Source organism: Maribacter vaceletii (assembly GCF_003634105.1).
Taxonomy (GTDB): Bacteria; Bacteroidota; Bacteroidia; order Flavobacteriales; family Flavobacteriaceae; genus Maribacter_B; species Maribacter_B vaceletii.
On record NZ_RBIQ01000007.1, the window covers coordinates 1,697,338 to 1,710,288 of the forward strand.

7 protein-coding genes are annotated in these 12,951 nt (G+C 32.5%); 6 read left to right on the forward strand and 1 reads right to left on the reverse strand.

Annotated features, from left to right (window positions below; genetic code table 11):
* Positions 1–11: 11 nt before the first annotated feature.
* The 3 genes from CLV91_RS07025 to CLV91_RS07035 all read left to right on the forward strand — a co-directional run bounded on the left by CLV91_RS07025 (position 12) and on the right by CLV91_RS07035 (position 3,582).
* Entirely contained in the window at positions 12–773 is a 762-nt protein-coding gene (locus CLV91_RS07025; protein ID WP_121065336.1) for an SDR family NAD(P)-dependent oxidoreductase, read from the forward strand.
* A 279-nt stretch (positions 774–1,052) separates the two neighbouring features.
* Positions 1,053–2,279 (forward strand): 6-phosphofructokinase, encoded by a 1,227-nt coding sequence (locus CLV91_RS07030; RefSeq protein ID WP_121065338.1) that lies wholly within the window; start codon positions 1,053–1,055, stop codon positions 2,277–2,279.
* A 28-nt stretch (positions 2,280–2,307) separates the two neighbouring features.
* Entirely contained in the window at positions 2,308–3,582 is a 1,275-nt protein-coding gene (locus tag CLV91_RS07035; protein ID WP_121065340.1) for an Nramp family divalent metal transporter, read from the forward strand.
* Here CLV91_RS07035 and CLV91_RS07040 read toward each other — a convergent pair.
* Positions 3,579–5,672: a thioredoxin domain-containing protein gene (locus CLV91_RS07040; RefSeq protein ID WP_121065342.1), complete on the reverse strand. Its 2,094-nt coding sequence runs from the start codon at positions 5,670–5,672 to the stop codon at positions 3,579–3,581. The genes CLV91_RS07035 and CLV91_RS07040 overlap by 4 nt on opposite strands.
* Positions 5,673–5,982: 310 nt before the next feature.
* Here CLV91_RS07040 and CLV91_RS07045 point away from each other — a divergent pair, with 310 nt between their 5' ends.
* Genes CLV91_RS07045 through CLV91_RS07055 form a run of 3 tightly spaced genes read left to right on the forward strand, consistent with a single transcriptional unit; the run spans position 5,983 to position 12,813 of the window.
* Positions 5,983–9,318 (forward strand): transglutaminase family protein, encoded by a 3,336-nt coding sequence (locus CLV91_RS07045; protein WP_121065345.1) that lies wholly within the window; start codon positions 5,983–5,985, stop codon positions 9,316–9,318.
* A 7-nt stretch (positions 9,319–9,325) separates the two neighbouring features.
* Positions 9,326–11,881 carry a circularly permuted type 2 ATP-grasp protein gene (locus CLV91_RS07050; protein ID WP_121065348.1) on the forward strand — a complete coding sequence of 852 codons (2,556 nt, stop codon included), beginning with the start codon at positions 9,326–9,328 and terminating at the stop codon, positions 11,879–11,881.
* 5 nt (positions 11,882–11,886) lie between these two features.
* The gene (locus CLV91_RS07055) at positions 11,887–12,813 is read left to right on the forward strand and encodes a transglutaminase family protein (RefSeq protein ID WP_121065351.1); all 927 of its coding nucleotides are present in this window, start codon (positions 11,887–11,889) and stop codon (positions 12,811–12,813) included.
* The last annotated feature ends 138 nt before the right edge of the window (positions 12,814–12,951 follow it).

The following is a 12,951-nucleotide window of genomic DNA, read 5'->3' on the forward strand; positions in this document are numbered from 1 at the left end:
AAAGAATAAAGATGAGTACAAAAGGAAAAGTTGCAGTGGTTACAGGTGCTACAGGAGGTATTGGATTTGAAGTGGCTAAAAGGTTAGGAAAAGACGGATATATAGTTGTTCTAAATGGTATACAAGATGAAGAAGGAGCAAAAAGAGTAGAGCAACTTACAGCAGAAGGTATTACTGCAGAGTATTTTGGATTTGATGTTACCAGTGATGAAGCTGTAACTAAAAACATTACCGCAATAGGTGAAAAATATGGAAGAATAGATGTTCTTGTTAATAATGCAGGAGGACTAGGAGGTAGATCTAGATTTGAAGAAATGACAACAGATTTTTACAGATTTGTAATGGCATTAAACTTAGATTCTGTGTTCTTTGCATCTAGAGCAGCAATCCCTTTTCTTAAAAAAGGAGAGCACCCATCTATAATTAACTATACCTCTAATGCAGGATGGACAGCAGGTGGCCCAGGAGCAGGAATTTATGGAACATCTAAAGCTGGCGTACATGCAATAACTAGAGCATTAGCTAAAGATTTAGCAGAATATGGTATAAGAGTAAATGCAGTATCTCCGGGTACAATAGATACTCCTTTCCATGCACAAATTAAAGCTACAAAACCAGAGGTTTTTGCTTCTTGGGCAAATAACATTATGCTAGGAAGATTAGGGCAACCAGAAGATGTAGCTGGTGTTATTTCTTTCTTAGCAAGTAAAGATGCATCTTTTATAACCGCAGAGACTATCCAAATTGGTGGAGGTCAGGCTTTAGGAATATAATAGTAAATAATTCCCCCGATTATACCTATAGTTAAGCGTTTATGTATAGCTACAGAAAACGCTTAATTATTATACTGTTAAGGTTCTGTAGTAGTAGTTGTCAATTTAGGTACATACTTAGCTAGTGATAAGTTTTTATTTATGGCAGGAAATAATGTAAATAGTAATAGAAGCTTAGTCTTTAGTTAATAATTGGTTTTAAAATTTTAATTGTTACGTAATTGGCAATGCGACATTTCGTATTGCCAATTCTTTTAAATAGGATAATTAATAGTCAAAATGGCAAACAATAAAAAATCCATCATTATTATTTGCGGAGGTGGTCCCGCACCAGGAATTAATTCTGTAATTAGTACAGTTGCTAAAGCATTCTTAAAAGATGGGTATAGAGTTTTAGGATTACATGAAGGTTTTAAAGGGCTTTTTAGTGAAAATCCAAAAATTAAAGAGTTTGATTTTGATCATGCCGATAGAATTTTTAGCAGAGGAGGGTCAACCTTAATTATGAGTAGGTTTAAGCCTAAGAATGAAAAACTAAATACACAATTATTTTTACAGAATAATGTAAAATTGTTGGTTAGTATAGGAGGCGATGATACAGCTTCTACAGCAAATAGAATAGTATCTTTTTTAGAAAAAGAAAATATTTCTATTTCTAACATACATGTACCTAAAACAATTGATAATGATTTGCCTTTACCAGATAGGAATCCAACTTTTGGGTTTCACTCTGCTAAAGATGAAGGTGTTCGTATAGGTAATACAACATATGAAGATGCAAGAACAAGTCAAAACTGGTTTGTAATGTGTGCTATGGGAAGGTCTGCCGGTCATTTGGCTTTTGGGATAGCTACAAGTTGCCATTTTCCAATGTTAATAATACCAGAAATGTTTAAAGAAGGGCAAATTACTTTAGAAAAAGTAGTTAACCTATTAGTATCAACGATTGTAAAACGGAAATCTAAAAATATAAATTACGGAGTGGCAATGATTAGTGAAGGAGTTTTTCATAACATGCCAAAAACAGAATTAGATAAAATAGGGATTGCGTTTACATATGATGATCACGGGCATCCAGAATTAGGTAATGTTAGTAAGTCACATATCTTTAATATGTTGCTTCAAAAAAAATTAGAAGAACTTCAATTAGAAGTAAAAACAAGACCTGTAGAATTGGGTTATGAGCTTCGCTGCTGTAGGCCTATTGGTTTTGATTTAACCCTTTGTACGCTCTTAGGTTTAGGGGTTAAAAAGTTGTTTGATGAAGGGATAAGCGGTTGCATGGTAACGGCAAACTCTAGAGGAGAAATAGCGCCTCTTTACCTTACAGATATACAAAACGGTGAAGGGAAAATTGAACCAAGATTGGTTGATGTAAAATCTGAATTTGCAAATCTTTGCTTTCAAAATTTAGATTATATAACAGAAGAAGATTATACATCAGCATTAAAATATGTAAAAAATCCTTCTGCGTATGATTTTAATAAAATAGTGACTATAGGCTAAATTTTTTATAATAATTTAAAAACAAATTATGGATAACTCTGCAACTAAAAATTCGCTTTTAAAGAAAATACTAGGATTTATTTTAGCTTTTGGACCTGGAATATTTGCTATTGGTTATACTATAGGCACAGGTAGTGTAACTTCTATGATTGTTGCAGGAAGTACCTATGGTATGCAGCTTTTATGGGTGCTTTTACTTAGTTGTGTTTTTTCTGGTTTGTTAATGTATGCTTATGGCAATTATGCCTTAATCTCAGGAGAAACTGCCTTATACAGTTTTAAAAAACATATTAAAGGAGGTAAGTTTATTGCCATATTTATTATTCTTGGAATAAGCTTTGGTCAATGGAACTCTTTAATGGGTATTCTAGGTATATCTGCAAATATTATTTATGAAATATTTTATATTTATTTTCCACAAATAGAAGGGTATAAATATGAAAGCGTATTGGCTATAGCAGTAGTTGTAATTGGTATTATGTATGCTCTTTTGTTAGTAGGTAAGTACACTTTTTTTGAGAAAATTCTTGTAATTTTTGTTACCATAATGGGGCTTTCTTTTTTAGTTTCTTTATTTATGGTTTATCCATTACCAATAGAGGTTGTTCAGGGACTTGTTCCTTCTATACCACGGGTTGAGGGAGGTAAAATGATGGTTGCAGCGTTTGTAGGTACCACTATGGCTGCAGCAACGTTTTTATCAAGGCCATTATTTATAAAAGGAAAAGGATGGACAATTAAAAATAGAGGGCAGCAAACGAAAGATGCAATAACCGCTGCAATATTAGTGTTTCTTATTAGTGGAGCTGTAATGGCAGTAGCTAGCGGAGCTTTGTTTCATGAAGGTAAACCAGTAGTTGAGGTTTTAGATATGGTAAATACTCTGGAGCCAGTTGCAGGTAAATTTGCACTTACTCTTTTCTTTTTTGGAACTTTAAGTGCGGGGCTTTCTTCTATTTTTCCATGTCTTTTAATAGCGCCAATACTATTGGCAGACTATCAATCTGGAGAATTAGATACCAAGTCTAAGCAATTTAAAATTATTACCGCTGTAGCATGTTTATTTGCTTTAATAGTGCCTGTTTTTGGAGCTAATCCAATACAAATGCAAATATTATCTCAAGTGTTTAATGTGTTTGTGTTACCAATGGTAATTATAGGAATATTGTTAATCCTAAACAATAGGACAATTATGAAAGGACATAAGACTAGTATTTGGATAAAAGTAGGCTTATGGCTTGCACTTATTTTTGCTTGTGTTGTTTCTTATAATGGAGTTTTAGGAATAGTAGAGCTTTTTTAAAAACCATTTAGTTGTTTTATAGCTTCGTCTGCTGTTGCAACAGGGAGTTTACAGGAATTATCTCTACATACATAAATATAAGTGCCATCTGTGGTATAACGTCCTTCAAATAAAGGGAGTTTGCTGTCCTCAGTACTTCCTACAAGAAGAGTGTTAGGAATATATTTGCTGTGTATTTTTTTAGATAAAGTTTTTGCATTTGTCCCTACTACAGCTATCTCATAATAAGTATAAGTAGTATTTAATAAAACAGAATTCCACCTAGCATAACTAGAGGCATTGGGAGTAATCATTGGTATCATTGCCGCTACCATAGATTTAGATTTTTCTATAAAAGTTTTATCATAATTTATATGTCCTAATCTTAAAAGATTTTGAGCCATTATAGCATTTGGAGATGGTATTACTCCATCATTAGTTTTAATGATTTGCGCAATTAAATCTTTGTTTTCATTATAGCGATACATTCCAGAAGCAGTATCATTAAAACTTGTCATTGCCTTTGTATTAAGACTATTTGCTAGGTCTAGATGTTTAGTATCTAAAGAAGCGCTGTATAAATTTATTAAAGCATCTACCGTAAAAGAATAATCTTCTAAGAACCCTTTAGATTGTTTTGAGTTTTCTTTATAAGAATGTCTTAATTCATTAGTTGTAAGGCTAAATTTTTTGACAGATATTAAAGTTTTTTTGGCTTGATCTAAAAAAGAAGTATCACCAAACGCTTTATAAGCATCAACAAAACCTGAAATTAGTAAGGCATTCCATGAGGTAATAATTTTATCATCTAACCTTGGAGCTATTCTTTTTGTTCTTTCTTTTAAAAGAAGTGTTTTCCATTGTTCTTTAGATTCTTGTAATGAGCTATTTACTAGTTTGTTTTTGGAACAAAATTCAGCATCTGTACTATTTCTATGTAAAACATAATTTTTGTGTTCCCAAATATTTTTGGGTTCTATAGAAAAGTAATTTTTAAATAATTCAAAATTATTACCTAAAACTTGCTTTAATTCCTCTTCTGTCCACACATAATATTTGCCTTCTTCCCCTTCACTATCGGCATCTATAGCAGCATAATAACCTCCATTAGGGTTTTTCATATCTCGCTCTAGAAAAGCTATAGTATTATATACAACCTCTTTGTAAATAGGCTCTTTAAAAATACTATAAGCCTTAGAAAAAACACTTATTAATTGCGCATTGTCATAAAGCATTTTTTCAAAATGAGGAACTTTCCAATCTGGGTCGGTACTATACCTATAAAATCCGCCCCCTACAAAATCGTAAATACCACCAAAAGCAATCTTATTTAAAGTGTTTTTTATATGATTTTTAGCTTCTTTGTCACCAGTTAAAATTGCGTAATCTAATAAAAAGTTAAGATTACTTGGTAGCATAAATTTTTGTTGTAATTGGTCTCCTCCTTTTTCTATATCCCATGAGTTTTTCCAACTTTGCACACTTTCTGTAACAACTGCTTTAGTAAGTTTTTCGTAATTGTTAGTGGGTGTTATTAGGTTTGCTTCTTGAATGCCTTGCGCAACCATATCGGCATATTCATTTGCTTTTTTAGGGTCGTTTTTATATAAAGAGCTTACTTTTTCCAAAACCTGAGACCATTCTTCTTTGGTATGGTATGTACCGCCATAAATAGGTTTTCCGTTAGGTAAGGTAATAACGTTTAAAGGCCAGCCTCCGCTACCTTTTATTAGTTGTAAAGCGGTCATGTAAACCTGGTCTACATCTGGTCTTTCTTCTCTGTCAACTTTAATATTAATAAAGTTATCATTCATTATTTTAGCAACTTCCTCGTCTTCAAAAGACTCTTTTTCCATGACATGGCACCAATGACAAGAAGAGTAGCCAATACTAACAAGAACTAGTTTGTCTTCTTTTTTAGCATTTTCAAGAGCAGTATTACTCCAAGCCCTCCAGTTAACAGGGTTATGTGCATGTTGTAATAAATATGGGCTTGTTTCTTCTATTAAAGAGTTCGTGAATTTATGTTCTGCGGTTTCTTTTTTCTTTTCTTGGCAAGAAAAAAAGATTAGGCTAAAAAAAAGGCTATAGAATAGGGTCTTAAAATGCATAATTAGTAATATAAAAATCTAAAATACGATATAAATGTGAAAACAAACTATTGTTTTATATAAGGGAATAAGGATATAATAATTGTTATTTGTAAAAGAGTATATTAAGAACCCGATAAATTAAAGCTAGTTTTAAATAATTAATATGTGATTTAATCATAATTTTTTTTAAAAAATGCGTAAAATAAGAACCCATTTATAAGAATTATTAAAAAAAAACAGGATAATTTTATGATATAATTCCTCCCTAAAAATCGTTTGCTAAGAAATTAAAAAATAACTTTAAGTTCTCTTAAACTTCAATTGTAGTATGGCATTAAAAGTAGTAATTTCTCATAAGACTGTTTATAAATATGACCGGAATGTAAATTTATCTCCCCATATTTTTAGGTTAAGGCCTGCTCCACACAGTAGAACTCCAATAGAGGCGTATTCTTTAAAAATAAAGCCCGAAGACCACTTTTTTAATTGGCAGCAAGATCCTTTTGGTAACTACCAAGCAAGAGTGATTTTTCCTGAAAAAACAAAAGAATTATCTATAGATGTTGAGATAATTGCGGATTTAAAAACCATTAATCCATTTGATTTTTTTGTAGAAGAAAGTGCAGAGGAATATCCTTTTAAATATGCAGAAGGAGTTAAAAAAGAATTAGCTCCATATTTAGAGATAGTAGATAGGGGAGCATTATTAGATGAATTCATCAAAACTATTGATTATACACCGAGAAAAACTATTTATTTTTTAATAGATCTAAATAGAAAAATATATGAATATTTAAAATACAATATAAGACTGCAGCCTGGAGTACAAACGTCAGAAGAAACCATAAAGAGTAAAACAGGATCTTGTAGAGATTATGCTTGGTTATTTGTACAAGTAATGAGGCACTTAGGCTTTGGAGCTCGTTTTGTTTCCGGGTATATTGTTCAATTAAAATCTGATGAGCCTTCCTTAGATGGGCCTTCTGGTCCAGCAGAAGATTTTACAGATTTACATGCTTGGACAGAAATTTATTTACCAGGTGCAGGTTGGATTGGCTTTGATTCTACTTCTGGATTGTTAGCTAGTGAGGGGCATATTCCTTTGTCTTGCACTCCTCATTACGAAAGTGCGGCAGCTGTTACAGGAATGTCAGACCCATGTGAAACAGAATTTGAATTTAGTAACTCTGTAACTAGAATATTAGAATCTCCTAGAGTAACAAAACCTTATACTGAAGAACAATGGAAAGCTATTGAAAGGGTAGGAAAAAAGGTAGAGAGAGATTTGCAAAAGGGCGATGTTAGATTAACTATGGGAGGAGAACCCACTTTTGTCTCTATAGACGATATGGAATCTGCAGAATGGAATACAGATGCTGATGGACCTAATAAGCAAAGATTAGCAAATGATTTAACGAAAAGGTTATTAGAAAAAATAGGAAAAGGAGGAATGCTACACCATGCTCAGGGAAAATGGTATCCTGGAGAGCCTTTGCCACGATGGGAAATTCAGATGTATTGGAGAAAAGATGGTAAAGTAATTTGGCACAATCAGCATTTATTATCCTGTTTTTCTCCAAACCCAATAGTGCCAGAAGGAAGTGATAGTCTGTTTTTAAAAACCTTAAGTACTTATTTAAATGTTTCAGATGAGCATATAATACCTGCCTATGAAGATGCTTTTTATATGTTGTGGGAACAAGGTAATTTGCCTACAGATATAGATATTACCAAAGAGGATAGCGAAGATTTAATTAGAAAACGGTTAGCAGAAATTCTAGAAAGAGGAACTAACAAAGCCGCTGGTTATGTATTACCATTAAATAAATCTGGTGAGCAATGGTTTACTAGCGCTTGGTTATTTAGAAGAAATCATTTGTATTTAACACCTGGCACATCACCTTTAGGGTTAAGGCTTCCATTAAGTTCTTTAGAAACAAAACCAGAATACGGTGTTTTTCCAGTATATGAACCAGATTTATTCAAAAAAAGAAAACCTCTTCCAAGTTTTAAAAGGTTAGTTAATATTCGCCATAAAGATTTTTTAAGTAATGGATTAGATACTAATAAACCAAAGTATTTTGTCAGAACAGCTATAAGTGTAGAAATTAGAGAAGGTAAATTGTATTTGTTTTTGCCACCTTTAGATTCTATAGATGCCTTTTTAGATTTAATTGCTTCCATTGAGGCTACTGCCAAGGAGCTAAATATCCCTGTGATTTTAGAAGGGTACAACCCGCCACATGATAATAGAGTAGAATCCATGAAAATTACTCCAGATCCTGGGGTGATTGAAGTAAATGTACACCCAATAGATAATTGGGATGCATTAGTAGAAAATACACTTACTATTTATGATGAAGCAAAAAAATCACGTTTAGGGACAGAAAAATTTATGCTAGATGGTAAGCACACTGGTACTGGTGGAGGTAACCATGTAACCCTAGGAGGAATTACTCCTGCAGACAGTCCTCTTTTGCGTAAACCTAGTTTATTAAGAAGCTTATTAACTTTTTGGCAACACCATCCAGGTCTTTCGTATTTATTTTCTGGTGCTTTCGTAGGCGCAACTAGTCAAGCTCCTCGTATAGATGAAGCCCGAATGGAGAATTTATACGAATTAGAAATTGCTTTTAGTCAAATACCAAAAGATGGCGAGGTTCCTTTTTGGTTAACAGATAGGTTGTTTAGGCATCTTTTAACAGACTTAACTGGAAATACTCACCGTGCTGAGTTTTGTATAGATAAATTATATTCTCCAGATTCTTCTTCAGGAAGATTGGGTATTTTAGAGCTAAGGGGTTTTGATATGCCTCCGCATCCAAAAATGAGTTTAGTACAAATGCTACTAGTACGAGCATTAGTAGCTTGGTTTTGGAAAAAACCATATGAGCATGAATTGGTAAGGTGGGGAACAGAGTTACATGATAAGTTTTTAATAGAGCATTATGTGCGTGAAGATATTAAGGATATTGTAAAACAATTAAATAGAGCAGGCTATAAGTTTCAAGAAGATTGGTTTGATCCTTTCTTTGAGTTTAGGTTTCCACTACATGGAACTGTAGAAATAAATAATATACATTTAGAATTAAGAGCAGCAATAGAACCTTGGAATGTATTAGGAGAAGAGATGAGTGTGGGCGGAACAGCTCGGTATGTAGATTCTTCTTTAGAAAGGCTACAGGTAAAGGTTTCTAATTTTACAAGTGAGCGTTATGTTTTAACTTGCAATGGGGTAAAGGTACAATTACAACCAACTTCTGTAAAAGGTGAATATGTGGCAGGTGTTAAATACAAAGCCTGGGATCCTTATTCTGCGTTGCACCCCACTATTGGTGTAGATACACCATTGGCGTTTGATATTGTAGATACTTGGAATAGAAAATCTATAGGAGGATGCAAATATTTTGTTTCCCACCCTGGTGGAAGGTCTTATGATACATTCCCTGTTAATAGTTTTGAAGCAGAATCTAGAAGAATAAACCGTTTTTGGGATATTGGAGAAACCCAGACTGAAGTAGATATAATTGAAGAAATAACCGCAAGTGATATTGCAGCCCCTTCAAGAACTGTTCAGGAGCAAGGAAGTCAAAGAAAGTTTAGATATAAAACCATTCCTGTAGATGCAGAATTTCCAAATACCTTAGATTTGCGTAAGAAATAAAAATCTAATGAAAATAGTGTCCCAATCATTAATTGAAAATTATTTTGATAATGTCTCGTATGATGAAATGTTTCAATCTGAAACTGAAATTAAGGAAACTTGGATAAAAATATATGATAATCTAAAATCATTAGGGCGTGAGGAATTAATATCTCGCCAAAAAGAAATTGATTGGAATTTATCTGAAAACGGAATTACCTATAATATTTATAATGACCCTAATGGACTAAATCGTCCTTGGAATTTAAATATTGTACCATTTATCATGCATAAAAATGAATGGCAAGAAGTTGAAAGAGGATTAAAACAACGAGCCCATTTATTAGACCTTGTAGTAAAAGATATTTACGGAAAAAGAGAATTGCTTAAAAAAGGAATTATACCGCATGAAGTAATTTTTGGACATAGAGGTTTTCTTAGGCAATGTGATGGAATAGAGCTAAATACAGAAAAATATTTATCTCTTTATGGAGCAGATTTATCTAGAGGCCCCGATGGAAGAATGTGGGTGGTTAATGATCGTACGCAAGCGCCTTCTGGAATGGGATATGCTTTAGAAAATAGAACCATTGCAAAACGGGTAATTCCAGATTTGTATAAAAATATTCATGTTGGAGTAGAGGATTGGTTTTTTGATGATTTTGACCAATTATTAGTTAATGCAGCTCCTGAGAAAAAGCAAAACCCAACTATTGTAGTACTTACTCCAGGGCCACATAATGAAACTTATTTTGAACATGCCTATTTAGCCTCGTATTATGGATATCCTTTAGTACGTGGAAGTGATTTAGTTGTACGTGAAGGAAAACTTTGGATGAAATCCTTGAAAGAGTTAAAACAAATAGATGTTATATATAGAAGGGTAGATGATATTTTTGTAGACCCACTAGAGCTACGTGAAGATTCTTATTTAGGGGTAGCAGGTTTATTAAATGTCATTAGAAATAAAAATGTAAGTGTTATTAATCCTATAGGTGTTGGTATTATTGAAAACTCAGGCTTAATCCCTTTTATGCCTGCAATTGCAAAGTATTTTTTAGATGAAAAATTAGTTTTACCTCAGATAGCAACGTGGTGGTGTGGTCAGGAAAAGGAGCTAGATGTAGTGTTATCTAATATTTCTAATCTAGTAATTAAACGTATTGACCGTTCTAATAGAGAAAGTATTGTTTTTGCAGAATTTTTAGACAACAAAGAGCTGGAAGTATTAAAAAATAAAATAAAAAGTCAGCCACACCTTTATGTTGCTCAAGAAAAAATAAAATTTTCTACAGTACCTAATTTTTCAAAAGGAAAATTAGAGCCTAGAAATATGGTGTGCAGAGCATTTACAATAGCAAAAAACGATACTTACAAGGTAATGACGGGAGGGCTAGTAAGAGTTTCTTCAACAACAGAAAATTTACGCGTAAGTAATCAAAGAGGAGGTACTAGTAAGGACTTTTGTATTATCGATGAAAATGCGAAGAAAGTAAAAAATGCATTTTACAATGTTAAAAACACTCCTGTTTTAACAGGTTTAAATGATTTACCAAGTCTTACTGCAGAAAACTTATATTGGGCAGGGCGTTACATAAATAGGGCTTTAGTTACTAGTAGGCATTTGCGAATGGTATTAAAGCAAATGATGAATATGGATGACAATATAAACCCTTATGATAATCCTAAGATTAGTGTTTTATTGCAGTCAGTTACACAATTAACAAATACATTTCCTGGTTTTGTTGGTAATAGTTCAGAAGGGCCAGTGAAGGATGTAAGAAAAGAACTCATAGCTGTAGTACTTGATAAAGAAAAAAGTGGAAGTTTGGCATATACGCTTTCTATGTTTAATAATTCTTATTATACTATTAGAAACTTATGGTCTACAGATATGTGGCGCGTTTTTGATAGTATTCATAAGCTTTGGAGTACTATTCAAAATGAAGATTTTGAAATAATTACATACAAAAGGCTTATTAAAACATTAGATCAACTAATAACTCGTTTAATTGCTTTTATGGGGTTAATAGAAGAAAGTATATTGGTGGATCAGGGGCTATTGCTTTATTTTATTGGGTTAAATTTAGAAGGAGCCATGTTACATGTTACTAATTGTCAAAGTATGTTAACCGTAACTTCTGATGATTATATTCAATATGAAATTTTAGAAGCCATATTGCAGAGCCATGAAAGTTTAAATATTTATCGTTACAGCTATCGCTCACATATTACTATAGAAAGCGTATTATCTTTAATCTTATTAGATTCAAAATATGCAAGATCAATAACTTATCTAGTGGGCAGGACTAAAAAAGATGTGCAACGTTTGCCAAATTCTAATATAGAACAAGTATTACAAGGATATGAAAAATCTATATTTGAAGCCTACACTAAATTAAATTCTTCTACAGCAAGTAATTTAGCATTAGTTTCGTATGAGAATAATTTTGTTAGAGAAAATTTAAAACAATTGTTATCTGAATTAAGTGAGTTGTTTTATGATACTTCTAAAGGTATCAGTGACACCTATTTTAATCACATTAAAAATCAAAGCCAACTTACTTCACAAAACTTTAGCTAGTACAAATGAATTTTTTAATAACACATATTACAGAGTATAGCTATAATGAAGAGGTAGTTTTTTGTCATAATATAGCAACGATAAAACCCAGAGTTTCTGTTGGTCAAAAACTTTTGGATTACAATATAGATATTAGTCCTAACCCTAGCGAATTTTCTGAAAGAATAGATTTTTTCGGAAATAATATAACTCGTTTTTCTATCCAAGAAGAACATAAAAAACTTTCCGTAACTTCCAAATGTAAAATAGCTAGAGATTATACATCTATTAAAGAAAGTTTCAATTCTGATGATTGCGTAAAAGTTACTTTAGAAGATGCTTTATTGAGTTTAAAAACTAACAATCCTAATAATTTTGAGGCAAAACAGTTTATTTTAGATTCTATTTTAATACGTAATAGCAAAGCAAACATTAAAGAATATGCGTTGGTTTCTTTTAAACCAAATCGTTCTGTTTTTGAAGCTACTAATGAGTTAATGCAACGTATTTTTACCGATTTTGATTTTGTTTCTGGATTTACCAATGTATCTACTCCTCTAGATGTGGTAATGGATGAAAAAAAGGGAGTGTGTCAAGATTTTGCGCAAATTGCTATAGCCTGTATACGTAGTGTGGGGTTGCCGGCAAGGTATATTAGCGGGTATATTGAAACTTTACCACCCCCAGGAAAACCTAAATTAGTTGGTGTTGATGCTTCGCACGCTTGGTTTGCAGTATTTATCCCAGGTTTTGGTTGGGTAGATTTTGACCCTACCAATAATAAAATCCCAGAAAACCAACATATAGTTGTTGGCTGGGGGCGCGATTATTATGATGTTCCTCCTTTAAAAGGGGTAATTTATAGTTCTGGAAGTAGTAAGCTTAAAGTTTCTGTTGATATTAGGCAGTATCATGAACCTACTATAGCAATGAATCAATCCCAATCACAATAGAACATAATTTAATTAAGTTGTTATTATTGTTGCAATTGTTGTTGTTGCTGGTTAATTAAATTTTGTTCTTCATCCGTAACTTTTTGTATTTGCTGTATAGCTTCTTGCATATTTTTTTAAGTATGTTTTAGCACTTAA

Coding starts and splice junctions, on each gene's coding strand:
- CLV91_RS07025 (WP_121065336.1), top strand. CDS start 12: ATGAGTACAAAAGGAAAAGTTGCAGTGGTTACAGGTGCTACAGGAGGT.
- CLV91_RS07030 (WP_121065338.1), top strand. CDS start 1,053: ATGGCAAACAATAAAAAATCCATCATTATTATTTGCGGAGGTGGTCCC.
- CLV91_RS07035 (WP_121065340.1), top strand. CDS start 2,308: ATGGATAACTCTGCAACTAAAAATTCGCTTTTAAAGAAAATACTAGGA.
- CLV91_RS07040 (WP_121065342.1), bottom strand. CDS start 5,672: ATGCATTTTAAGACCCTATTCTATAGCCTTTTTTTTAGCCTAATCTTT.
- CLV91_RS07045 (WP_121065345.1), top strand. CDS start 5,983: ATGGCATTAAAAGTAGTAATTTCTCATAAGACTGTTTATAAATATGAC.
- CLV91_RS07050 (WP_121065348.1), top strand. CDS start 9,326: ATGAAAATAGTGTCCCAATCATTAATTGAAAATTATTTTGATAATGTC.
- CLV91_RS07055 (WP_121065351.1), top strand. CDS start 11,887: ATGAATTTTTTAATAACACATATTACAGAGTATAGCTATAATGAAGAG.